Origin of the sequence: Sphingobium olei (assembly GCF_042678845.1) — a bacterium.
Classification (GTDB): domain Bacteria; phylum Pseudomonadota; class Alphaproteobacteria; order Sphingomonadales; family Sphingomonadaceae; genus Sphingobium; species Sphingobium olei.
Genome location: NZ_JBHTLS010000009.1, coordinates 103,975 through 127,750, shown reverse-complemented (window position 1 = coordinate 127,750; position 23,776 = coordinate 103,975). Strand labels below are relative to the sequence as shown.

At 62.0% G+C, this 23,776-nt stretch carries 23 protein-coding genes and 2 pseudogenes; 19 read left to right on the top strand and 6 right to left on the bottom strand.

Annotation, left to right across the window (positions count from 1 at the left end; all coding sequences use genetic code 11):
- The first annotated feature begins 17 nt into the window (after window positions 1-17).
- Window positions 18-2,609: a TonB-dependent receptor domain-containing protein gene (locus ACFQ24_RS02610; protein ID WP_380908895.1), complete on the top strand. Its 2,592-nt coding sequence runs from the start codon at window positions 18-20 to the stop codon at window positions 2,607-2,609.
- Window positions 2,606-4,630: pseudogene (locus tag ACFQ24_RS02605) on the top strand (Atxe2 family lasso peptide isopeptidase); the annotation flags it as partial. The gene ACFQ24_RS02610 and the pseudogene ACFQ24_RS02605, both read left to right, overlap by 4 nt.
- A 17-nt stretch (window positions 4,631-4,647) precedes the next feature.
- Here the strand turns inward: ACFQ24_RS02605 and ACFQ24_RS02600 are convergent.
- The 5 genes and pseudogenes from ACFQ24_RS02600 to ACFQ24_RS02580 form a co-directional block, all read right to left on the bottom strand.
- On the bottom strand, window positions 4,648-6,465 hold the full coding sequence (locus ACFQ24_RS02600) for an asparagine synthase-related protein (protein WP_380908893.1): 1,818 nt from the start codon (window positions 6,463-6,465) through the stop codon (window positions 4,648-4,650).
- Window positions 6,465-7,130 carry a lasso peptide biosynthesis B2 protein gene (locus ACFQ24_RS02595; RefSeq protein ID WP_380908891.1) on the bottom strand — a complete coding sequence of 222 codons (666 nt, stop codon included), beginning with the start codon at window positions 7,128-7,130 and terminating at the stop codon, window positions 6,465-6,467. Before ACFQ24_RS02595 ends, ACFQ24_RS02600 begins: the two co-directional genes overlap by 1 nt.
- Before the next feature lie 64 nt (window positions 7,131-7,194).
- Entirely contained in the window at window positions 7,195-7,329 is a 135-nt protein-coding gene (locus ACFQ24_RS02590) for a benenodin family lasso peptide (protein WP_380908889.1), read from the bottom strand.
- A gap of 125 nt (window positions 7,330-7,454) precedes the next feature.
- Window positions 7,455-7,904: a hypothetical protein gene (locus tag ACFQ24_RS02585; protein ID WP_380909054.1), complete on the bottom strand. Its 450-nt coding sequence runs from the start codon at window positions 7,902-7,904 to the stop codon at window positions 7,455-7,457.
- A gap of 36 nt (window positions 7,905-7,940) precedes the next feature.
- Window positions 7,941-8,132: pseudogene (locus ACFQ24_RS02580) on the bottom strand (GntR family transcriptional regulator); the annotation flags it as partial.
- A 59-nt stretch (window positions 8,133-8,191) separates the two neighbouring features.
- On the opposite strand from ACFQ24_RS02580, the gene ACFQ24_RS02575 reads away from it, so the two are divergent.
- Window positions 8,192-8,539: a hypothetical protein gene (locus ACFQ24_RS02575; RefSeq protein ID WP_380908887.1), complete on the top strand. Its 348-nt coding sequence runs from the start codon at window positions 8,192-8,194 to the stop codon at window positions 8,537-8,539.
- Window positions 8,540-8,702: 163 nt separating this feature from the next.
- On the opposite strand, the gene ACFQ24_RS02570 is transcribed toward ACFQ24_RS02575, so the two are convergent.
- Window positions 8,703-9,326 (bottom strand): hypothetical protein, encoded by a 624-nt coding sequence (locus tag ACFQ24_RS02570; RefSeq protein WP_380908885.1) that lies wholly within the window; start codon window positions 9,324-9,326, stop codon window positions 8,703-8,705.
- 70 nt (window positions 9,327-9,396) lie between these two features.
- Here ACFQ24_RS02570 and ACFQ24_RS02565 point away from each other — a divergent pair, with 70 nt between their 5' ends.
- From ACFQ24_RS02565 to ACFQ24_RS02490, 16 genes are all read left to right on the top strand, one after another.
- On the top strand, window positions 9,397-9,684 hold the full coding sequence (locus tag ACFQ24_RS02565) for a hypothetical protein (protein WP_380908883.1): 288 nt from the start codon (window positions 9,397-9,399) through the stop codon (window positions 9,682-9,684).
- Window positions 9,681-10,460 carry a DsbC family protein gene (locus ACFQ24_RS02560; RefSeq protein ID WP_380908881.1) on the top strand — a complete coding sequence of 260 codons (780 nt, stop codon included), beginning with the start codon at window positions 9,681-9,683 and terminating at the stop codon, window positions 10,458-10,460. Before ACFQ24_RS02565 ends, ACFQ24_RS02560 begins: the two co-directional genes overlap by 4 nt.
- 191 nt (window positions 10,461-10,651) lie before the next feature.
- Window positions 10,652-10,984 (top strand): hypothetical protein, encoded by a 333-nt coding sequence (locus tag ACFQ24_RS02555; protein WP_380908879.1) that lies wholly within the window; start codon window positions 10,652-10,654, stop codon window positions 10,982-10,984.
- Window positions 10,985-11,097: 113 nt separating this feature from the next.
- Window positions 11,098-11,364 (top strand): type IV conjugative transfer system protein TraL, encoded by a 267-nt coding sequence (locus ACFQ24_RS02550; protein ID WP_380908877.1) that lies wholly within the window; start codon window positions 11,098-11,100, stop codon window positions 11,362-11,364.
- 8 nt (window positions 11,365-11,372) lie between these two features.
- On the top strand, window positions 11,373-12,005 hold the full coding sequence (locus ACFQ24_RS02545; protein ID WP_380908875.1) for a TraE/TraK family type IV conjugative transfer system protein: 633 nt from the start codon (window positions 11,373-11,375) through the stop codon (window positions 12,003-12,005).
- Window positions 11,989-12,756 (top strand): type-F conjugative transfer system secretin TraK, encoded by a 768-nt coding sequence (locus ACFQ24_RS02540; protein ID WP_380908873.1) that lies wholly within the window; start codon window positions 11,989-11,991, stop codon window positions 12,754-12,756. Before ACFQ24_RS02545 ends, ACFQ24_RS02540 begins: the two co-directional genes overlap by 17 nt.
- A gap of 23 nt (window positions 12,757-12,779) precedes the next feature.
- A complete protein-coding gene (locus ACFQ24_RS02535) occupies window positions 12,780-14,138 on the top strand; it encodes a TraB/VirB10 family protein (protein ID WP_380909048.1) in 1,359 nt (452 codons plus the stop codon).
- 32 nt (window positions 14,139-14,170) lie between these two features.
- The gene (locus ACFQ24_RS02530) at window positions 14,171-14,779 is read left to right on the top strand and encodes a TraV family lipoprotein (protein ID WP_380909046.1); all 609 of its coding nucleotides are present in this window, start codon (window positions 14,171-14,173) and stop codon (window positions 14,777-14,779) included.
- Window positions 14,776-17,304 carry a TraC family protein gene (locus ACFQ24_RS02525; protein WP_380908871.1) on the top strand — a complete coding sequence of 843 codons (2,529 nt, stop codon included), beginning with the start codon at window positions 14,776-14,778 and terminating at the stop codon, window positions 17,302-17,304. Before ACFQ24_RS02530 ends, ACFQ24_RS02525 begins: the two co-directional genes overlap by 4 nt.
- Window positions 17,304-17,633, top strand: a complete 330-nt coding sequence (locus ACFQ24_RS02520; RefSeq protein ID WP_380908869.1) for a hypothetical protein — start codon at window positions 17,304-17,306, stop codon at window positions 17,631-17,633. The genes ACFQ24_RS02525 and ACFQ24_RS02520 overlap by 1 nt, the downstream gene beginning before the upstream one ends.
- A gap of 62 nt (window positions 17,634-17,695) precedes the next feature.
- Window positions 17,696-17,869, top strand: coding sequence for a hypothetical protein (locus tag ACFQ24_RS02515; protein ID WP_380908867.1), 174 nt, complete (start codon window positions 17,696-17,698; stop codon window positions 17,867-17,869).
- Between the two features lie 46 nt (window positions 17,870-17,915).
- Entirely contained in the window at window positions 17,916-18,503 is a 588-nt protein-coding gene (locus ACFQ24_RS02510) for a conjugal transfer protein TraW (RefSeq protein ID WP_380909044.1), read from the top strand.
- Window positions 18,500-19,513 (top strand): TraU family protein, encoded by a 1,014-nt coding sequence (locus tag ACFQ24_RS02505; RefSeq protein ID WP_380908865.1) that lies wholly within the window; start codon window positions 18,500-18,502, stop codon window positions 19,511-19,513. The genes ACFQ24_RS02510 and ACFQ24_RS02505 overlap by 4 nt, the downstream gene beginning before the upstream one ends.
- A 406-nt stretch (window positions 19,514-19,919) precedes the next feature.
- Window positions 19,920-21,857 (top strand): hypothetical protein, encoded by a 1,938-nt coding sequence (locus ACFQ24_RS02500; protein WP_380908863.1) that lies wholly within the window; start codon window positions 19,920-19,922, stop codon window positions 21,855-21,857.
- Entirely contained in the window at window positions 21,854-22,939 is a 1,086-nt protein-coding gene (gene traN / locus ACFQ24_RS02495) for a conjugal transfer protein TraN (RefSeq protein ID WP_380908861.1), read from the top strand. The genes ACFQ24_RS02500 and traN overlap by 4 nt, the downstream gene beginning before the upstream one ends.
- A complete protein-coding gene (locus ACFQ24_RS02490; RefSeq protein WP_380908859.1) occupies window positions 22,911-23,750 on the top strand; it encodes a type-F conjugative transfer system pilin assembly protein TrbC in 840 nt (279 codons plus the stop codon). The genes traN and ACFQ24_RS02490 overlap by 29 nt, the downstream gene beginning before the upstream one ends.
- Window positions 23,751-23,776 lie beyond the last annotated feature (26 nt).

Sequence of the window (23,776 nt, the reverse complement as noted above, 5' to 3'; positions counted from 1 at the left end):
TCGAATAGGGGCAAATAATGGGCATCGTAAAGATTGCGCTGTTGACCAGCGCGGCACTCTGCATGGGTGCAGTTTCAACCCATGCAACCGCACAGGAATCCACAAAGGCCTATAATCTTCCTGAGCAGGATCTTGCTTCAGCCCTGCGCTTTGTTGCGCGCGACAGCGACTATCAGCTTGTCGCCGATGCCAAAAGCCTCAAGGGTGTTCGCGCTCCCTCTCTCGCCGGCGCCTACACGGTCGAAGAAGCCGTGGCCGCCCTCCTCGCGCCTTCGGGGCTCACCGCCGAAATCAGGGATCGCACCATCACCCTGCGGGGGCGAGAGGCGCCGTCGCGCGAGGAGGTAACCGGCGCGACGGATATCCAGCTATCGGTCACAGGCTCGCGCATCCGTGGCGTCTCGAGCACGTCACCCATGATGACGACCAGCAAAGACGAAATCCAGATGGCTGGCCTCAGCAATCTGGGCGATTTTGCGCGCAGTCTCCCCCAGAGTTTCTCGGGCGGTCAAAACCCCGGGGTCACCGTGGGTAGCGGAGGCATCAGCAACGAGAATGTCAGTTCAGCTTCCAGCCTCAATCTGCGCGGCCTCGGCCCCGATGCCACGTTGACCCTGCTGAACGGCAAACGTCTTGCCTATAATGGGGTATCGCAGGCCATCGACATTTCCGCGATTCCCTTGGGCGCGCTCGACAGGATCGAGATCATCACGGATGGGGCCTCCGCCGTGTATGGCTCGGATGCCGTCGCCGGGGTCGCAAACATCATCCTCAAGCGCAGTTATGAGGGGATGGAGGTTTCCGCCCGCCTCGGCAGCGCCACCGATGGCGGCGACGAACAGCAGCAATATAGTGTCGTTGTGGGCAAGACCGCCGCAAATGCAGGCTTTCTGTTCGCTTATACCTATGATCACAACACTGCCATCAAGGCCGGCCAGCGCTCCTTTACCAGCGAGACATTCCCCAGCACGACGATCTTCCCCGCGATCAGGCAGCATAATCTGCTCGGCACAGGCTTTTGGGAGCCTACTGAGCGCCTCACTTTCAGCACCGAATTGCTGTTTAACCACCGCAAGTCGACGACGATCCAGCCCCTCGTCAGCAACGATTATCTCGATCAGGGCTATCGCCGAACACCTGTGAACACGGCCTGGTCTGTCTCGCCCAAGATCGAATGGAAGATGCCGGCCGACTGGCTTGCCACAGCCATGGCGACGTTCGGCGAGGACAAGATCGCGATCGACACGCGCCTGTTCGTCGCAGGCGCGCTCAATTTTGCATCGATCGGCGCCTACACGAACAAATCAACCAATTTCGAACTGAATTTCGACGGCCCAGCGCTGAGGCTGCCTGGCGGTGATCTCCGGCTGGCTCTGGGCGGTGGATATCGTTCGAACAGGCTCATTGCCGACCTCGCCGTCACCCGGGCGACAGGAACAAGCACCGCTCTGCAATTCTCCAAGGATCGCAGCAGCAGCTATTTCTTCGGCGAAGCTGCCATCCCGATCATCGGCGCGGAGCAGGACATTGCCTTTGTCCGATCGCTCGAATTCAGCGCCGCAGCACGGCATGAGCGCTACTCAGGCGGCATGGGTCAGGTGACCACCCCTAAATTGGGCATGATCTACGCGCCCTCACGAGAAGCGGATCTCAAATTCTCCTGGGGACGCTCCTTCAAGACGCCGACCCTCTATCAGCAGAATCTGGACTATACGGCGCAACTCCTGCCTGTCAGCTATTTCGGCGCTACAGGCTATCCCGCCGCCGCCACGACCCTTTTCCTGTCGGGTGGCAATCCCAATCTTCGCCCGGAACGCGCCACGACGATTTCGGGCACGCTCGCGGTTCATCCAACGACCATCAAAGGCTTGCGCGCGGCGGTCAGCCTTTACCATATCCGATACAGGAACCGGATTGCGTCGGCGATCACCTCCTATACAGGCCTGCTCACCAACGCTTCCTATCAGTCGCTGGTCGATCTGTCCCCAAGCGATGATGCAATCGAAAGCCTCATCGCGGGATCCCCGTCGGGCCTCACTAATCTGACGACAGCCCCTTTCGATGTCGACGATGTCGTTGCCGTCATCGACGGGCGCTATGTCAACATCGCGAAGCAGACGATGAAAGGCGTCGATCTCGACCTGAGCTATGGCTTCAAGCTGGCCTCCGGCGATCCAATCTCTCTCATGGGCAATCTTGCCTATCTCGAAAGCCAGAGGATTTTGACGCCGACATCCGAGGCAGTCCCAGCGGCAGGTACGCTCTATTATCCGCCGAAATGGCGCGGGCGGGCCGGGGCAAGCTGGTCGCACGGGGGCCTGAGCGTCGGGCTGTTTGGCAATTACATTGGCGGCCTCAAAGATCGAAGGCTGGCAACCGTCGTCTCTGTCGATGGCATGACCACATTCGATTTTACCGCCCGCTACCGAACCGCAGAGGGCGACGGGTTCCTCAACGGTGTCGAGGTCAGCGCCTCGGCCCTCAACATCTTCAATGACAAGCCGGACGTGATCCGCACCGCTGCTCCTTATTACCCGCCCTATGACTCCACCAATTATTCGGCAGTCGGCCGCTTCGTCAGCATAACCGTGACGAAGAGGTTTCAATGAAACTCGATGTTCTGGGGCTGACGCTTTCGACAGCTGCGTTAGCCCTTGCCGCCGGCACGCCTGCCCTCGCCAGCGTGCCGGCGAATTGCAATGACCTCGCCCCTCATGAAGAAAAGGTCCCTGTCAAACGACGGCCAGTCACTCCCGAAGATCTGCTGCGTCTGCGGGATGTGGGGCTCCCTTCCAGCGCAGCCATCGTCACGCCGGGCGCGATTTCCGTTTCTCCCGACCAGAAATCCGTCGCCTTCCAGATCCGACGCGTGGACAAGGCAGGCACAGATTACTGTCAGGGCCTGTTCGTCCTATCTCTCGGGGCAGGCCACACCCTCAGGCAGATCGACAGTGGCGGTGAACTCATCCGGAGGACACTAAACCGTACCGGCATCACCGGATTTCCGACGGGCGTTGCCCAGCTTATCACCCCGCACTGGTCGCCGGACGGGAAATGGGTCGCCTATCTCAAGCGTGTCGGAGACGTCGCTCAAGTCTGGCGTGCTGCCGCCGATGGAACTTACGCCGAGCAGATGACGTCCGAAATCGACGATGTCGAGGATTTGCGTTGGACGCATGATGGCCTCATTTTCGTGACGCGGCCCGGGCTGCGCAAAGCCCACGCGCTCATCGATGAGGAAGGCCGGTCGGGATATCATTATGATGGAAGGTTCGTTCCCAAGGCCAGTAGCCGCCCCTTCCCGCCGATAGGCGCCGAACCTCGCTATCTTGTCATTCCCAATTCGGGCGCCGCTGCGCGCGACGCAACGCCAAGTGAAATCGCAGCGTTCAACGGGCGCGGAGCCGGACAAAAACCGGAGGACGCCGCGCTTTTTGCCGAGGGTCCGTCCCAATCTCGAATCTGGACCTCCCCACGCAGCGGAAGCGGCTTCCTTCCCCAATATGATCTAAAGGCCGAACTTCAGTCAGGGACCAAGGTCACCTGCAACTTCGATGTCTGCGACAACATTGTCGACCTCTGGTGGCCAGAGGGCAGCAATGCGGTCCTGTTCCTGCGCCGCGAAGGTTGGGGCAGCAGCAAACTTGCGCTTTATCGCTGGACGCCGGGAAACGGCAAGCCGCCGGAACGCCTGTTCGTAACCACGGATATGCTGGCCAGTTGCCAGCCAGTGAACGGCAAGCTGCTCTGCCTGCATGAAGGCGCAGAAAGCCCGGCCAGCCTCAAATTCGTGGGGATGGATGGAAGCATGGCGACTGTCCTCGACCTCAACCCCCAATTCCGCCAACTCGCGCTTGGTAAGGCGGAGCGGCTTCAATGGCGCAATGCCTATGGTATCGAGACCTTTGGCGATCTGGTGTTGCCTCCAGGCTATGATGGAAAGTCGCGCCTTCCTCTGATCATTGTCCAATATGACAGCCGTGGATTCCTCCGTGGCGGGACAGGTGACGAATATCCCATCCAGGCTTTTGCCGGGCGAGGCTTCGCCGTCCTGAGTTTCGAGCGCCCCCGCTTCGTCGGCATGGGGCGGCCGGCAAAGGATGGCGATGAGCTTTTCCGGCACAATCTGGAAGACTGGGCGGATCTGCGCAGCGTCCTCTCCTCGCTCGAAACAATTGTCGACGAGCTCGCCACTCGCGGATTGATCGATCCAAAGAGGGTGGGCATTTCCGGCCTAAGCGACGGCACCCGCAATACCCAATATGCTCTGGCCAACAGCAACCGCTTCGCGGCTGCATCGGTCAGCAGTAGCTTTGAAGAACCGGGAACCTTTCTCCCGCTTGCAGGGCCCGCGGGCGCCAGAAGCTATATCGCGTCTGGCTATCCGACGATGGGGGCTGGCGAAGATTTCTGGAACTGCTACTCCCTCGTCCGCAATGCCCCGAGGCTCAAAGTGCCGGTCCTGATGCAAATGTCCGATGATGAGTATCTCGGCGCCCTCGAACCGCTGGCCGCATTCCAGGCTAATGGCGTGCCGAGTGCGCTATATGTCTTTCCCGCCGAACATCATATCAAATGGCAGCCTGCTCACCGTCTGGCCGTCTATTATCGCAACATCGCATGGTTCGAACATTGGCTGCACCCCGATCACGCATCGTCTCTCGCGAGCAAATGGCTTGATCCGGCATTGGCCGCCACCATGCCGGCATTCGTGGAAAGTCGCCCGGCCCCGGCCCCGGACCAATGCCGGACCCAAGCCTCAGCGTCTGCCAGCGCAAGTAAACGCAAATAGCCATCACCGCGTTGAGGCCCCTCATATGCGAGAGCGGCCTCAACGGCATTTCGATCTATGACTTCATGCCGCGCCAGCAGACCATCCAGAAGCAATTCTCTGTACGACTGGCGATAAGCCTCGAGCAGATCCACGCAGAAAGCGGCTGGCCCGCCCTTTCGCGTCCGCTGCATGGCTTCCGGCCCCAGAATCGGACGATAGGCCTGCCTCGCGACAGCGCGGTTGATGCCGCCCTCGATCCAGTACCAGCTTGGAATAGACAAACAGAGCTCCACGATGGGCTGCGAAAGCAGAGGACAGATCATTTCCAATTCACCGTCTCGTGCATAGCCTTCGGTGAACCGCTGGACCCGCAAGATCCATAGGGCATGGACGATTCGACCCCGCGGCAAATCCGCCATTTGCTCCTCCCCCGGAACGGCCGGTAGCGAGCGATCGACATCGCGGCTCGACAGGAAAAGATCATCCACCCGAGACATCGATGAAAGGGGTGATCCGCGTTTCTTCTCCCAGCTTGCCTTGAGAACCGCCCGCATGTCGCTATCCGTCATTCGGCACACATCCGAGACGGTCTGCATGATATTTCTGCGCTCGTGCTTCGCTTCCCAGCGATCGAGGATCGGCATCACATTTTGCATGAAGCAGAAGACCGCGTCGCCGCCATTTCCACGGAATATAGATCGAGCGCCCCGCTCTCTCGCCAGATCCATAACTATCCGATCATAGCTTTGAAGAAAGCCTTCGCCCGTCGGGCGCGCCAGATGAGGTGCGCTTGGCCGTAAGGGATCGACATGGCTCACATCATATTGCGCGCCATGGAAGGGCAGGCCAAGCCTGCTACAAATCTGCCGCGCATAGTGCCGCTCATCACCATCGGGATGCTTTGTCGCGATGCTGATACCTTCGGCGCCAAAGTCGACCTCGCGCAGAGCCGCGGCGATGATGGAGGAGTCCAGACCACCCGACATACCGATCAGTGTGGCGCCGTTCTCACGGCGGCCCAGCGCCTTTATACAGCCGTCGACGGTCTCGCGCAGCTGGCGAGCGGCCTGCTCGAAATCACCATAGAAACGCCGACGGGCATGACTCCAAGGCGACCAAAGCGGCTTCTCCGTCGCGCGCTGCCCCTGCCATTCGAGCGCATATCCCGGCATCAATTCCCTTAGCCCGCAAAGCCCCGTGGCGCTCAAACGCCCATTGGGCTGGCGAAACTGTTGCAGGATGGAATCATGGTCGATCACAGGCTGGAGCAGTCCTGCCTCGACCAGCAGCTTGGCATCCGACGCGGCCGCGAGATACCTGTCGCACTCGAGATGATAGGCAGGAAGTCCACCTGAAGGATCCCTCAGAATCTGAACCGTATCTTCTGCGAGGGACAACGCGACATATCGGCCCCAGTATCGATCAAGCAGCACCTCGAACGCGGGACATCCATCTTTGCCAGCAAAAGCATCATCCAGCTTTGTTGGTTGAAAATTGGATTTGGCAAACAGGCTGCCAACAATGAGACATTTCCCGTCCACCAAGCTTTGCCAACCAGCGTCGGCGGAGCATAGGATGAGAAGCCCTGCATCATTTCGGACGATCCTCAATTCGCGCTGTTCCGCGAATTGAAGGACAGTTGCACGGACGCCGGCATCGCGCGACGCAAGCATGAGAAATCTGTCCGCCATCACAAAGCCCAGATCGGCGTAAAGGAACGCACATGCTCGATGCGATCGTTTAAGAGCAGGTCACGCATCTGAACCCAGGCATGGGCCGAGAATGGACTGGCAGTGACCCCCAAAACGAGTTGGGCGGGTACATTTCTGCGCCTCAACATGATGGCCAGAGCAGTCGAGCGTATCAGACAATTATCGGCGCTCGTCACCAGCGTACCGGACCGCAAAAAGGCCGTCGCCCATCGTGTTGCGACCTTCAATGCCCGCTCGGGCTTGCTTTCCGGGCGCCGCTCCAACCTCCCCATGGCCGTCGTGACTGCGCTTAGGCCGTCACGGCTCAACGCCCGCCGGGTAAGCCACTGTGCGAGCGCTGCGCGCCATCGAGCAATTCTGCTGGCTTCAGCAAGGGCCTCATCTAGCAAAGATCTCTCAGGCAGAAGGGGCAGCGCAGGAACAGATTCATGCCCGGCCGGGTCTGATGGCACCAGGAGCCGGGCCTCCAGCAATCGGGGCAGCACCGCCTTGTCCAGCTCCAGCTCAACGCTGCCGATCGCGTTCCGCAGACAATCATTCCAGCTATTGGGAACCGAGAAATAGCGACCGTCCTGCATATCGAGGAAAATGATATGCCCACCCAGGTCAGCATGATGAAGGCCATTGCGCAGAGCGTAGCGCATCGCGTCCTCCCTTTGGATCGTCAGGGGAAAGGACGCGCAAGAGCCTTGCGCGTCCCCGAGCATGTCATTCCTCGACGATGCCGATACCCAGGAGTGGCGACTGGTCCACATCGCGGGCGTTGCCGGCGATGCCCTTGGTTTCCTCGACAGCCGAGCCGAGGTCGATCAGCGCTTCGTTCCGTGCGGATTCACGTTCCATCTTTACCTCCATTGATGCCGCGGGAGCGCGGCAATGCAATAATAAGGCAAGATGTTCGGCTTATCCGAGCATATACGCGCCCATTTTGATGGCATATATGACGGCCAAGGTTGGCAGAATGTTATTCAAGACCCGCGCCCGTCGCTAGCGCTCGGCAGTTCCTTCGTTTCACTTACATAGCCAGACCTGACCATGGACTGAAAAATATTTTCAACCGCCAACAAACGTCGACGATGATATGACCATAAAGTCGCTCTGGCGCTATTTTTATTTCCCAAAGCGAGCGCATTCCAGATCGCCTCGATCTCCCGCAGACGCCTTCTGGGGCTCGGCTCATGCATGCGCATGATATGGAGTCGTTCGTTGACGCTAAGAATGGCGCTAAGATGATTGGCGTTGGGCGAACAGGCCGCAAGCCTGCAAAACATCTCCTCCGTCAAGCTGACGACATGACCGACGCTCCTCTCCTCGTCCCGTTCGGCCAATGTTGGAAAGGGACCTATTTCAGCAATGTCTTGCGCGTCACGGACGGCAAGCCGAACCAAGTCCGAGTGCCAGCTGTAGAGATCGCTCATGACGCGCCTTGTGACCTTCGGGATGCAAAAGCCTCCCGTACCAATTATAGCCACGAAGCCTTCGCCCACCAGCCTTTGGACCGCATCGCGAACAGGGGTCACACTGGTCCCGACATGATTGGCGATTTGCGAAATCGCAAGGACCGATCCGGGCCGCCAATTGCCGCTAACGATCCGCCGCTTGAGATCGCTGTAGACACGGTCGGCGGTTATCGCCTCTGGCGACATGCTGGTGCAGCTCCCCGCTATCTTGTTGGAGGGTTTGCGCCGGGAAGAAACGGACGCAGGTGAAAGCTGGCGATGAACTCGATGCATCGACGCTCGAGTTCGGCCATATCGCTATGAAAAATCTGTCGCGGAAATTGCATGTGATGCTCCAGAAACAGCATGGGGAAGAGAAGATGCGATGCGGTGAGGCCAAGGCCATGCGCGCAGCGCATATGGTCGTCGATGCGGGACTTGGGGCTGCCCGCCTCGACTTCCCTGAGCCAGCGCACGCCCATCCCCACAAGCGCGGCCAGTTCTTTCTGCGTCATGCGCTGGAATTTGCGCCGTTCCTCGATACGGCGCCCCGAGATCAGCTTCACCTCGGCAAGAATGAAGACACCGTCATGCGGCGCCCCGCTTTGAGATGACATCGTCAGGATCTCCCTGATCGTTTCCCAAAGCTCTCATGCACATTTCCGACAAACTGTTGTTTGTGTGGATTACGCCGCAGGTCAAACATTATCGATCCCAATTTGGGCGCAATGCCTGAATCGACGCGGCAGTATAGTCAGTGATTTGGCTTGATTGGGCTCAGCCGTCAGCGACCAGCCTGGTCATTCGATCGAATGCAGCCATGATCGCCTTATCCTCGCTGGCGGCCATGATGGCGATGCCGGCGATGAACATGGCCGCCTGGGATGGTCGTGCGCTGACCATGTCCGTCTGTTCGACAAGATGGCCAATTTGCGTCTCGATGGCGCTCAGCCGATCGGATGCGCCGACAAAATGCTCCTTGTCACTTCGCGATCGCTGCGCAGCCGCGAGGCTGACCTCGGCTGCGATTTCCGCTGTGTCCGAGCCTGCGGTGAGGAGCATGGCAACGAAGAGCGTGGCGCCATAGGGAACGAGGCTGCCGGTCAGCCTCGCCAGGCGATGATGACATGCAAGGAAGCGCTCGGTCCCCTCGCCTGACAGGCGCAGGCGATAGGTCCTCGATCGGCGAGCAGCCATTTTCTTCTCCTCGAACTGATTCGGGCGAAATCCGCCAAAGAGCATGACCGCCAAAGCCTGATTTGAAGCTGCACTTTTGGGAAAAGCGGCATTTAAATGCCGCTTTCGGCACTGAGGTGCCGAAAGCGGCACGTCAGTGCCCCACCCATTGCGGCGATTGCGGGTCTCGGCGCACCACCTCCCCACCGGTCGGGAAGCCTGCACAGCAGCTTCTTTGGGACCATGTCTGCAGCACCGTCCGGTCACGGACCCCCATGCTGAGGAGAATGATAGGATGCGTTTCCAATTGCAGATCGCAATCGTCGGGATGCTAGCCGCGGCGGCATCGGTGCCGATGTCGGCGTCTGCTGGCGCACTCGGTACGAAAGCCAAGCCGTCGCCCGCCAGCAGCATCGACCAACTGACGATCACCGAAAGCGGAAACCAGTTTCAGATCGCCGAGCGGTCTGCCCGGACGGCATCAGACGCCGCCGCGGCGCCGATGCTCCACCTGGGAAGCGCGGTCCATCTCGACGCAGCCCTTCTCCGGCCCAGCCGTCAGGTCACAGGAGCGGTCGAATGAAGTCCGCACATATCTCTCGCCTTCTGCTAGGCGCCGCGCTCTGCTGCGGGATTACAAGTGCAGCCTTCGCCGGCGTTCCTGAGGAAAAGGATGCCGCGCTTTCCGCGCTCGCAGCCAAGGCAGAAAAGCAGCTCCACCAGAGCTTTGCCAATCTCCAGTTCGAGGATTTTGCAGCGGCCCCGGTGCAGGGGCCTCTCTATCAAGCGAGCGCTGGCGGACGCATTCTCTATTATGCGCCCGAAAGCGACCATCTCCTGTTCGCCACGATCTACGACAGGAATGGCGTCAACCTGACCGCACTTGCCCAGGACGCAGCCGCCCGCAAGAAGCTCAAGTCGCTCGATCCAGGGGAGGCCCTCACGATCGGTCCGCCCGGCGCCCCGACCGTCATCGAGTTCACCGATCCCGACTGCCCCTATTGCCGCGCGCTCGACCGTTTCTGGGCGGCGAAGGCTGCGGAAGGAAAACCCGTGCGCCGGCAGATCTATTTTGTGAGCGGCATTCATCCTGACGCCGCTTCGAAGGCAGAGCATATCCTCTGCGCCAAAGACCCGCCGGCAGCCTTCACCTCGGCCTATGCCGGGGAAACGAAGAAGCCGCTCGTCCAATGCAAGGAAGGCGCAGAGCGCGTCGCCGCGAACGCCGCGACGGTCAAAGCCATGGGCATCTCCGGCACGCCAACGCTCGTCCTTGATGGCAAGCTCATATCGGGCTTCCAGCAGGCCGAGATCGAGGCCTGGCTCGCGACGAAAAGGCCTACAAAGCCTCCTACCTAAAATCATTCTGGCGGACCGCCCGAGGCTTCGCTTGCGGCAGACGCAAGGGCCTTCTCCTGCGGTCATGAAATGTCGGCGGCAGCGCTCCTTCATGGGAGCCGTCCAGCCCTGCCGCTGGCCGACAACGAACACGCAGATCGCTGCCGGCAGGCATGTTCTGGGGACGGCTTCCACTTGCCCGGAGACCTACCATGCTCAAATTTTTTCCTGCCCTGCCGCGGCTGCGCCCCGGCTCTTTTCGCATCGCCGATGCCCTGGGGACCTTCCTCCTCGCCTTCACCCTGGCATCGGCGGCCCATGCCTTCCAGGCGCCCGCCGCGGGCGACCTTGGCTACGATATCTACGACATCGTCGTGAACCAGGGCGTGAAGGGTCCGCTTGGCTTTGTGGGCGGCGTAGCGGCCTTCCTGTTCGGCGTGTCCCGCCTGTTTTCCAATATTATGATCGGCATTCCCACGATCGTGGCGGCGGTCTGCCTCATCCGGGCCGACTCCATCCTTCAGACTTTCGGCCTCATCGTCTGAGCGTCGAAACCGAGACCGGCGCGGGCTTCGCCATGGCCCGCGTCGGCCCCGGGCGCGGTGGTCGCTCCCGGGCAGATCACGTCTGATCACGTGATGAAGCAAGGGAGAAGAACGTGGACGAACGACTTCCGCAATTTCTGCACAAGCCGGTCCAGATCCTCTGGTTCGACGCCCAGGAATTCATTGTCGTTGTATCGACCATCTTCGTCGCCGTCATTGTCGGCGGCCTGGTTGGCTGGTCTCTCATCGGCGTTCTTCTCCTCTTCATTCCCTGGAAGCGGACCAAGCCCCGCGGCTTTATTCCGCATCTGGCCTGGCGCTGGGGCCTGCTCCCGCTGCCCCATTATCCCGGGCCTACCCAGACCCGCTTTTTCGAGTGAGGTTCCCCATGTTCCGCAGATCATCTGAGGCGACGAGCGATCCACTGCTCGGCAAACCTGCGAGTTTTGGCATCCACCGCTATCTTCAGGGTTCCTCGAACCTCTTCGAGGAAAACCGGCTGCTCAAATTCTCGATCGCCGGCCTCTTCGGCATCACGGCGGTTCTGGGCATCGCTCTCTACACCAGCGCCAGCAATCAGCGCACGGTGGTCGTGCCCTTCGGCGCCGGCGGCGATCTCTATGTGACCGGAGGCAAGCCCTCGGCCGCTTATCTGCGCACCTTGACTCGGAACATCGTGGCCCTCTCGGGCACCTATTCCGCTTACTCGGCGGACCGCCAATTCCAGGAACTCTTAAGCATCGTCCATCCCACGGCCTATAACGGTCTGCGCGATAGCCTGAACGTCATACTGGACGAGCTCGCCAACAATCCCACCCTCTCGATCGCGACCTATATCCGGCCCGATCAGCCCGTCACCTGGACCGATCGCCAGATCCTGGTGCCGGTCGAGAAGGTGCGCGTGATCGGCGGGGTCATCCGCAAATTCCGGGGCAATTTGCGCGTCCGATACACGATCGATGCCGGCCGCTTCTGGCTCCTTTCCCTAGCCGAGGAGAATTTCGATGCCGAAATCCGGTAAGCCCGCTCGTGTGATCCTGGGCCTGCTCGCCGCGACACTGAGCGCGCCCGCCCTCGCCCAGTCGATTTCCGCGCTGCCCGACCAGATGAGCATGATCCGGCTCTCCAACCGGGACGTCAATCATCTGGTATGCGAGGGCGGCGAGATCGAGGATGTCAAATTTTCGGCCGAAAAAGGCCTCGCCGTCGAGAAGGGTGGCGCGGACGCCTGGATCAAATTCCTTGTGAAGGAAAGTGACGATAACGGCCAGATCACGCGCAGCTATGTGACAAGTCCTTCCGAATTCTTCGTCACCTGCAACGGCGCCATCTATCCGCTTTACGCCGAGCCCTCAGACATCCCTGCCCAGACTATCACGCTCATGCCGGGCGCCAGACAACGCGCGCAGGCCAATGAAGAGTTGCTCGCGCCGCTGGTCGAGGAGGAGCGCGCCGTCTCGGTCACCCTCTCTCTGTTTCAGGACCGTGTGCCGGCGAGCTTCTCGCAAGTCGCCGCCAATGCCCGGCCGATCACGCTCGCCGCGGCCCCGGCACTGCGGATCACCGAACGCAGGCGCGTGCTGATAGAAGGTGCGGGTCTTAATGCATCTGAATATTGGGTCGAAGCCAGCGCCCCGGGCGATGTCGACGAACGGCTCTTCCTTGACGCTGCGCTTGGCACCAGGATCTTCGGCGTCACGCTCGACCGCCTCAGCCTGAAGGCTGGCGAGACCGCCCGCCTCATCATCCTGCGCCGCGGAGACGCACTGTGACCGGGCCCGGGCATGAGGATGGCATGCGCCAATATGGGGATCGGGATGGTGGCCGCAGCGGCGAGCCTTCGCCCGCCGCGCGCCAGGGCTCTCAGTCGCGCCGCGCCTCGCGAGAGCCTGTCGACGCTGATCAGGACCGGCAATCCGAGCGCCTGTCCCCAAACGTCCCCTCACGTGCGCCCGCGCTACTCGACCTTAAAACGCGCTGGGCAATGCTGAGCGCCAAGCAGCAGCTGCGTACGCGCCAGGCCGGCATTGCCCTTGTGATCGGCATGTTCGGCTATGGTCTTTATACCGCATCCAGCGGTTCCAAGGAGGAGACGCAATCCGCGCCCGCCGCCTCCCGCCTCGACATGGGAGCGGGCCTGCGCGGCGACAGCCTGGAAACGAAGGTCCGAGGCGATCTCAAGAAGATCCTCGATGGGCAAGCCCTGCTGGGTGACCGGGTCACGGCGATCGAGGAAGGGAAGGTGCTGCCCGGTTCAGGCGCGCCGACAAGCGCCGAAGGCGATCTTCCCAGTGCACTGCCCGGCGACATCCCCGCCTTTCCCCCTAGCCCGACGCCCGCCGAGCTTGAAAGCGCCGACGGGAGCCTACCCGCGCCTCCCATGCCCTCTGCGCCTGCCGCCCCGCCCGCGCCGCCGGTCGAAAGGCAGGTCGGATCGATCGGTGCCGCCACGCTGGCAATCGCCGCGGATGCGAGCGGCGCATCCCCCAATGGCTCTAAAAAAAAGACCCGGACGATCTATTTGCCACCTGGTTTCATGAAGGCGCGGCTCCTGACAGGAATCGACGCGCTGGCGAGCCGGGACGCAACCAGCAATCCCGAGCCGCTCATCGCCCGCGTCCAGGCACCGGCCGTTCTTCCCAATGACGTCAAAGCCAATCTGGCCGGCTGCTTCGTCATCGGCAATGCGACCGGCAGCCTCGCCAAGGAGCGGGTCGAGGTCCAGCTCGTCTCGCTCTCCTGCGTCGATTTCGATGAGCGATCTGTCGTCGACCAGCCGATCAAGGGCTTCTTCGTCGATACCGACGGCAAGAAGGGGCTTTCGGGCAAGGTCGTAACTCGGGCCGGAGCCGCGCTTGCCCGCAGCTTCATCGCTGGGACCATCAGCGGCGTGAGCCAAAGTGTCGAAAACACGTTCGGCGACACTTCGACCTCGGCGCTGGGCACCATCCGGACCCTCGACGCTGGCGATGCCGCCAAGTCCGGCATTGCCGGCGGCCTCTCCAAATCCTCCGACAAGCTTACCGACTTCTATCTCGATCTCGCACGCCAGGCAGGTCCCATCGTCGAAGTCGGCGCCGCCAAGGATGTCGTGGTGGTGATTCAGGAAGGCGTCACTCTCGAAATCAAGCCGACCGCCGGCGCCAAATTCTGATGGTCTCCCACCAATCAACAGGAGTTTGCATGATGCCCTCTCCCGGCTCCACGGGTCCCGCCAGCGCGAAAGCCGCGGCCGCCCTCCTCCTCCTCGGCCTGCTTCCGGCCTGCACCGCCATCGGCTCGGCCATGTCACCTTATTCCGAAAAGTTCAGCTGCAAGAATAGCGACCATGGTCAGTGCATTCACCCTGACCGCGCCTATTCCGATGCGGTCGCCGGGCGGACCTCAAGGTCCGATCCCAAGGTCACAAACAGCGCCAGAGCGGCCATCTCGCCCGCCGCCGGTACCGGGCCAAAGACCAAGGGCGGCGCGACGGCGCCCTATCTTGGCTATCGCGACAGCGTCTATCAGGAGCTGAAAGGCCTTGTCGAAGCCCCCGTGACGCCGATGCTGCGCCCGGGACGGACGATCCGCACCCTCATTCTTCCCTATGCCGACCGTGAACGGCCCGACCGTCTCTACATGCCGCGCTATGTCTATTCGATCCTCGACAAGCCGCAATGGGTGGTGGGGGACTATCTCGTCACGCCCGCGCAATCGACAGAGCGCGTCCCTGTACTGGAGCAGAGCCGGGAGAAGCCTGCGCTTGTCCCCGAGAGCGACATTCCCGCTCCGCCCGCGGGAGAAGGTCAATGAGGGCGCCCGGCACGCGCCATGGCGGCGGCATGACGCTCGCGCGCCTTCGCCAGAGCGTCTCACGCGACGCCTATTCCGATTTCCTGCCGATGGTCTCATGGGTCGAGGAGGAAGAGGCGTTTCTCTGCATTGATGATGGCTGGGGCCAAGCCTGGGAACTGGTGCCGAGCGCCTATCTCTTCGCTCATGTCCATCAGGCGCTGCTTGGCCTTCTCAACATCCACTTCGCCCCCGGGACGGTGGTCCAGCTTCACTGCTTTGCCGATCCGCTTATCGATCAGGCGCTCGACGCCTATCTTGACCTGAAATCCCGGCCCGATCCTCTGATCCAGGCGTCGGCGCGGCGGATGAGCGACTATCTGCGTGCAGGCACGCAGGGCCTCGCCGCCCTCCACGGCATCCCGATCCGCAATTTCCGGGTTCTCCTCTCGATCAAGACGAGACAGCCCCTGGGCGCGGACCTGCGCCGGCAGATCGAGGAGCAACTATCCAAGCTTGGCATCATGCGCCTCGCGCCCGAAGCGCTGATCAGCTTCTATAGGCGGGTCTTCAATGGCGTCTTCGCGCCCGCGCCCGGCGTCTTTACCCGCGGCGAGCCCGATCGCCCCGCGCGGCCCGTCCGAAAGCAGATCATCGATGCCGGCCCGGACCTGCTCTTCGAAGGGTCCGAACTTTTCCTCGGCAATCAGGTCGCCCGCTGCCTCACCCCCAAATCCCCGCCGCGCCGCGTGACCGCCGAGCGCTGCAACCGGCTGCTGGGCGGTATGCGCGGCGCTGCCGAAGATAGCGACCAGATTGGCGGGCCATTTCTCTACACATTGAATATCCTCTTCGACCACTCGGCCTTCGAGATCCACAAGCGCGCGCAAATCCTCTCGGCGCAAAAGGCTGCCGGCAGCTTTGCCGTCGAGGTCGGCAAGCAGATTGAGGAGATAGGCTGGGTGCTCGACGAAGCGGGAAACAGCCGCTTCGTCTCGGTCGTCCCGATCATCTGGGTCTTCGGCCGCGACGGCGCCCATGCCCGCGAAATGGCGGCACGCGCCAAGCGGCTCTGGGAGAGCGAACCGCTCCCCTGGATGATGCAGGAGGAGAGCTATCTCAATCCCATCCTGCTGCCCATGAGCCTTCCCTTCGGCTTCTATCCCGACCGTCGCACTACCCGGATGCTCGAACGCGATCTCCCGATGCCGGCCAAGGCCGCAGCGCTGCTCGCGCCCGTTCAGACCGACTTTCGCGGCGGCGGCCGCCCTGCTCTCCTTTACGCCGGTCGCAAAGGGCAGCTCATCACGCTCGATCTCTTCGATCCGCGCATCAACAATTATAATTTCATCGTCTCGGCAGAGAGTGGGGCTGGCAAAAGCTTCCTCCTCAACAATCTTTGCCAGCAATATTATGCGCAAGGCGCGCTCATCCGCATCATCGATATCGGCGGCAGTTACCGCAAACTCTGCACGCTCTGCTCAGGCCGCTATATCGATATTGGCGAGGAAGCCCTCGTCCTCAACCCCTTCGACATGGGCTTTGCTCTCGATGGCGACGATCGCCAGTCGGCGATCAGCATGGCGGTCGCGATCGTTGCGGAAATGGCCAATGCCGCGACCCGCAAGGGCGTCACGACGTCGGAATGGAATCTCCTTAAATCGGCGGTCCAATGGACCGTCGACACCGGCCGGGCGGAGGCAGGGATCGATGCGGTGCGCGAGTGGCTTGGCGCCTACCCGGCCGACGCGGTGAGCGACCTCGACCGGGTCGATCATCTGGTGCCAGTGGCGCGCGAGCTTGCCTTCAACCTGCGCGATTTTGGCAGCTCCGGGGCCTACGGCCATTATTTCAACGGACCCTCGACCTTTGACATCTCCGCGGACGAGTTCGTGGTGCTGGAGTTGGAACGGCTCAAAGCCATGCCCGACCTTTTCAACGTCATCGTCATGGTGGTGGTGAACGCGGTCAGCCAGGAGCTCTATCTTTCGGCGCGAGACAAGCCTCGCTTCGTCCTGTGCGATGAAGCTGCCCAGTTCATGACCCGCACCGACGGGCAGGATCTCTCCCGTCTCGCCGAGGTGTTCGGCCAGGGGTATCGGCGCGCGCGCAAATATCAGGGGAGTTTCGGGGTCGTCCTCCAGTCGATGAATGACCTGCTGCTGTTCGGCGGCACGGGCCAGGTCATTCTTGAAAATGCCGCGACCCGCTTCCTGCTCCAGGGATCGACCTATGAACGGGCGGTCGAGAATAAGATCCTCGATTATTCGGGCTTCGTCCTCGATCTCCTGAAGTCGGTCCGGAACAACAAGCCCCATTATAGCGAGGTCTTCATAGACTCGCCTCTTGGGCTCGGCATCGCACGCCTTGTCGTCGATCCCTTCTCCTACTGGATCAACACCAGCGCTCCCCAGGAGGTGGCCGCCTTCGAGGCGCGCATCAGGGCAGGTCGATCGCCACTGGAGGCGGTCTGCGATCTTGCAGGCGTCGATGCAGGCGAAATCCTGGGCAAATCGCCTCCGGCATCGCGCAGGGAGGAGTCGTGATGGGTCAGTCACGCGTACCTGGCAATCAGCCGCAATTCGACTTCGAACCCGATCCGGCGCTGGAAGCCTTCATTAAAGCCCGGGCAGAACGGATCGCCCGGGACCAAGCCTTTGTCTGGCGCTTCCGGCTCGTCACGATCGAGACACTGATGATGGGCGCCCTCGTGCTTGCCGCCGGCCTTGCGCTTGGCCAGCCGGCGTTCCTTGTCCTGCGCGCCTCCGTCATGGTCGGCGCCGGCTGCTTTGCAAGCGGCATCCTTCTCATCAGCCTCACCGGCGCCGCAGATCGCACAATCGCCCGCCTCAAAAGCTGGAGGCGCCGCAAATGAGGGGGCTTCTTTCCGCCTCGCCAGCCCCCGGCCCCGTCCGTTTGCTTGTGGGAACGCAATTGATGCTGCTCATCCAGACCATATTGGTCTTCGAAGCCTCGGAGAATCTGCCTAGCGGCCTCAAGGCCCTGCTGGTGATGAGCGGCGTCCTGGGTGTCTCGGCCCTCATTTTCGCGGTGCGGGGGCCGCGCGAGACCGAGGACCAACCATGGTGGAGAACCCGTCATGAACGCTGATCCGCGCTATTCCCACCGCGCGCGCCACGCGCTCATCGGCGCGCTGATGCTCGGCCTGTCGGTCGGACCTGCAAAGGCTGCAAGCTCGACGATCGGACGCACCTGGCCGATTGCAGAGCCTGACGCCATGGCCGAAATCGAGGCCCGCGTGGCCAGGGCGCCCGACATGGCGAGCCAATTTGGTCCACGCTCATCCTGGAGCGCAATGAAAGCCGCATCGCTCGGACCGGCCAAGGCGGATCGGGTTCGAACCCTCATCCCCTTCTACACGGTTGAGGAGGATATTCGCCTCCCCGATGGACGGACGCTCTACCCCAAGGGCTTCACCTTCAATCCGCTCGATTATGTGTCGCTCCCCCAACGCCTCGTCATCGTCCATCCACGCGATCTTGACTGGGCGCTGGGCAAAGCACGGTTCACCGACTTCATCCTGCTGACGGGCGGCGACGCCATCGACCTGTCCGAAAAGACCGGGCGACCGCTCTTCATCCTGGAGGAACGGGTGAAGGAGCGTCTGGGCCTCACCGTCGCCCCTGTCATCGTTGCCCAAGAGGGGAAGAAGCTCGTTCTCACCGAATATGCTCCTCTGCGCACTGACGCGGCGAACCCGGCAGGCAGGAGCGCGCGGCCATGAGGCGGCGGCTTCTCTTCCGGGCAGCGGCCCTTTCCCTCGCGCTGGGGATAGGAAGCGCGTCGGCGCCGGCCAAGGCATCCAAATGCGAGGCCGGCACGATCTTCAATCCGATCACCAAGGTCCGCTGGACCTGCATTTTCCCCATCACCATCGGCGGCGTCCGGGTCGGCACGTTCGACAAGCTTGACAAGGAGCTTGATGCGCAGTCGGCTTCCAAGCCTCTGTGCGCCTGCCGGAAGGGCGCGACCTTCTGGTTTGGCGTGAAAGTCAGCTTCTGGTCGCCCAACCGGATGATCGATGTGGTGACCGAACCGGGCTGCATGATAGCGCTTGGCGCCGATCTCCTGCCCACCGGGGGCAGGCTCCAGGGCAGCCAGAGCTCGATTGCCGATGGCACGAACAGCCAGAAGATGTTCGCGCAGATGCATTATTATATCGCGCCGGTCTGGGCGATGCTCGACATGTTCACCGATCTCCCCTGTGTTCAGGATGACGGCTTCGACGTCGCGATGATGACCGAGGTGCTTCCGACCTGGCAGTCTGGCACGCTCGGCGCCATCATCCAGCCCGAAGCCATTCTCTTTGGCAATCCTGCCGCTGGCCTTGCCTGCATGGCCGATAGCGCGGCCGCCGCAGCGGGCAAGGTTCTCGACCCACTCTTCTGGTGCATGGGGAGCTGGGGCGCGACTTATCCGGTCGCGGGCGACATCCATTTTGGCGACAGCGTCGAAGCCTGGGCGGGACTTGCAGCGCGCGGAACCTTCATGATGGGCCGGCTTGGCGCGCTCACCATTTCCTCAGCCGACGGCTGCTCCTTCAAGGCCCAGCCGATCTGGACCAAGAGCCGCTACAAGCTCCAGATCATGGAGCCCGTCAAAGGCGGCAAATGCGTCAACATCGGACGGCCAGGCGCGCTTTGGTCCAGCGGCAAACATGCCCCGGGCAAGGACAATGCTCAGTTCATGCTTTTCGAAAAGGCGATCTGCTGCGCGGGGGTCTCGACCCCATGAGCAGATCCCTCCCCCCATGCCCCACAGCGCTTCGGCTTCGTACTTGGTCTGCCCGCCAGGATCATGATGGTCTGACCGGACGCTGCGAGGCCGGAGCGGCGCCGGTGCGCCCCGGCGTCGCTCCAACCCGAAAACCCCAACATAGACTTCCCCAGATTCCCGTTTCTCCCGAAGCGCTGCCTGTTTCCCTGGCAGGGCTGAAGGGGAAGGTCAGCACGGCCGGAAGGTACCCCCGGTCAGGATGGGTCGCCCCCTCTCCACTCCCCATCCCGATCTCGGCCGTGCTGACCATAATAGACGGGCGAGGCGCGTTTCTGTGCCTCTTCCCGACCCAAAAACGTTGTGATCGGCGCACCTGCTTTCGGCTTCAAGCGACCGGGCGCGCCGGATTTGGGGAGCGAGGCTCATGAGCCGATGCCTCCGCCTTTCTTTTTGCGCGCTGGCGCTGACCGCTACCCTCGCCGCGCCGGCATTCGCGCAGGACATGGAAGCGCGCGCGCGGGCAGCTGCAGCGGCCTCGCGCGCCAAATCGAGCGAAAGCGACGCCATTTCCCAAAATTATCTGACACCTGGATTGTCGAACCAGCCTGTCAGCACCGTCGATGGAAGCCAGCGCTTCGCGACCAGCCTCGCCTGCCAGCAAAGCGCGACGATGCTGGAACTCCTGGCTCAGCCCGGCCCCAGCGGCGACATCACCCATCTTTCCATCACGCGCGACAAGGATCTGGATGGCAGTTTTGACAGTAGCCTCACCGTACCTGTGGCCGTCTCAGGCATCTGCGCGAACGGCATCATCTCGTGTGAAGCCGGAACCTGGGACCAGTGCAGGCCTTTCAAATGGGATGTGGGCGCATCGGGCGATCTCAAACTTTCGGAGGTCGGCTTACCTGAGCTATCGGGCTGCTACTGCGTCAATGCAAGTTGTGGTTCTAACCTTGTTTCCGGCAACCTCGCGTCCGTCCTCAAGGATTTGGGCGGCGGCGTCATAGGCGCGCTCACGACGGCCGATCCGAGGGTCGGCGTCGTGCAGGCGAGCGTCGATGGACCGGTCATTCGCTATGTCGGAGCGCAGACCACGGCCTGCACCGATGACCCCACCGTTTCCGCGACCGGCTATCGTGCCAACCCGACCGCAATCAGTAGCGATGCCTATTCCGCCTCACAGGCCAGTTCGGTTTTTACCGCCCTTGCCGCCTCGCCTGCGGCAAGCGGCAAGGCCGAGGTAACGAGCAGTTGCACGATCGAGCGGGAGATTGAGGTCAGAAGCTGGGATTATGACGATATCCTTGCCGTCAGCGGTTCGATCGCTTCTGTGACGAGTTGCGGCGCCAATTGTCGACGCTATCAGATCCGGGGGGCTGGAACCTGCGGCAGCACGCCGCCTATCTACACCGCAACCTTCGATCCCATCGCACCGGCCCGGATCGTCTCTGCACGCATCGTCGAGATGGGCGCAGACGACTGGGTCCAGGCCCGGGTTAATGGCGCAATCGTCGGCTATGCCGGTAAGCGGCAGTGGCTGGGGACAGGCCTTCCGACCGGCGATTGTCGTATCGGGGATGACCCCTGGTACAATCGAAACCCCATCGACACCACCGCCCAGCTCAAGGCGGGCGCCACCATCGTGGGCGCGCGCGTGCGCGGCGGCGGCGGGGGCAACTGGGGCTATGTCACGGTCGAAGTCATCGTCGATACCGCCTGCGAGGTCAGCGAACGACTCGTCGATCTTTGCGCTGGCTATGCAGGCAACAGCGCCTGCCGCCTCTTGAGCGAAGATGTCGACGGCGTCGAAACCGTCCGCAACGGCGTCAATACCGGCCTCAAGCCTCTGGCGCAGACCCGCCTCTTCGGCTCGGGGAACTGCAGCTATCAATATTCGCGCGACTTCTTCCTGCGGAGCCGCCGCTACAGCTGCCTCACCGACAGCGCCACAACAAGCGATCCCGATCTCTCGCGCGCCAGCTACATCATTGATCATTCGACCGAGACGATGCTGGCTGATCGCATCCAGTCGGCCGACGGCAGTGTGAGCGAAACGACAAGGGCCTTCTCCATGCCAGACCGCCCGGCCGTCTCCTCCTGCGAGGCGATCTGCAAGACCCGCGCGCCCAAGGCGAACAGCGGTGTGGCGCCCGCAGGCGCCGTTGCCGAACGGCAGAATGATCCGACTGGCTGGGACAGCTTCTACCATGTCTGCTCGGCGGATTCCGTCTGCCCGCTGGGCGAGGGCGAAGAGATCGTCACGCCATGCGGCTGTATCGACGACTTTCCCGAGGCGGTTGTCATGATGCAGACTGTTCGCCTCGCTGGCTCCGACCTTGCCTGCACGGCGGCCTCACAATGAACCGCCCAGCCCTCCTGCTGCTGAGCTTCGCGTTTCTCATGCTTGCGCCCTCCGGGATTGCGCGCGCCGCGCAGATTTGCGCCGTTGACCGCAACGGCAATGGCGACGCGGCGGATGAAGGCGAGATGACAAGCTGCGTCACCATGGCGGGCGGCGCTGTTCAATGCCCGATTGAGCAGAGCGCCTGCGTCATGGATGCCGTTGGCCAATATGCCTGTCCTCTCGGGCCTGACCATCCGTGCGTTGCGCCCGCAAACGGCGGCGCGCCGACCTGTTCACCGGGCGTCTGTGTCGACACCGCAGCAACACCTATCGAGGAAGAAACGCCCGCCGACGATCCGGGTCCTGCCAATGATGGGCCGGTCGATGCCGACGGCAACTGCCTTGGGACGATCGAGATATTCGGCGGCCGGGCACTGCGCTGCCGCCCGCGCGGCGCCAGCGTCACCTTTCAGAATTGCTGCAAAGACAAGGGCGAGATCGTCAAGGACGGAATGGGCGGTTCGCTCTCCTCGATCACCACCAAGATCGCGATCGCCAAGGGCGTCTTCACGGGCATGAAAGCCGCCTATACCGCCTTCAAGGCAGGCGCGACTGCGGCTGAGGCGGCAAGTGCGGGCGCCAACGCCATCATCGTCGGCCTCGATCCGACATCGATCGCGATCAGCCTCGCCATCAACTTCATGATGGAGGTGCTGCTCCAGGGGTGCGACCAACAGGATATGGAGACGGGCATGCTGCGGGGCTCGGGCATGTGCCATGAGGTCGGCACCTACTGCTCATCCAGCATCCTTGGGGTCTGCATCCAGAAAGCCAGGGGCCATTGCTGCTTCAACACGAAGCTCGGGCGCATCATTCAAGAGCAGGGGCGACCGCAGCTCGCAGCCTTCAACGAGATTGGCTGGGGAACGGCGAAGAACCCGTATTGCCGAGGCTTTTCAGCAGAGGAGTTCCAGGCGCTCGACTTCAGCCGGATGGACCTCTCGGAATATTATGCGGACATCGAGGCCCGCGCCCAGTCCGATATCGAAATCGACATGGAGGATAAGGTCAATGCCTATCTCAGCGTCATCAATCCCTGACCGGCTCGCCGCGCTGACCGCCGCGCTGCTGCTGATCAGTCAGCCCACGACAATCGGCGCGCAGGAAAAGCCGCTCGAACGACTTTCAGGCGCCATGGCTAAGCGGATGCCAAGCGAAGCAGCAGGCCCAACCACCCTCCCCGAGCCGGCGCCTGCGATGAAGAAGCGGGCATTCGACGCCATGCGCAAGCGGGTTAGAGCGCCGGCGATGGAGGAACGGGCGAGAACGGCCGAGGCCATGGCAAGCATAGGGCTCGGCGCGGAGCAACCGGCCATGACCGCCCGCATCTACCAGGCACTCGGCCTTGTCCCGCCGGAAACTGAGACAAGGACAGCGGCGCTTCCAGGCGATCGGCCCGGAAAACGCTTCGTTCCCTTGCTTTTCGCCTCCTCGTCCATGCCGGTCGAGACGTTGCGTATCTATGCGACGCAGCTCGAACGGGTAGGCGGCGTGATCGCCTTTCGCGGCATGCCCGGCGGCATGGCCAAGGTTGGGCCGATGGCGGAGTTAACGGCAAAGATGCTGCGGATCGATCCGGGCTGCGAGGGGCCAGCGTGCGCGATGCGCGAAGTCCAAGTCGTCGTCGATCCAATCCTCTTCCGCCAGCATGGCATAACGCAGGTGCCCGCCTTCGCCATGGTGCCAGGCGATCCTACCCAGCCCTATTGCGAGCGGGAGGATGAAGCAGGCCCACGGGCCTCGCACCTCGTCTATGGGGACGCGGCGCTTTTGGGCCTCGTCGAGGAATATGCGCGCCTCGGGGGAAAGGAGGAAGTCAGCGATGCTGCGGCTCGTCTTTCTCGGCGTTAGGAGCTTCTGGCCTCGCCTCAAATCCC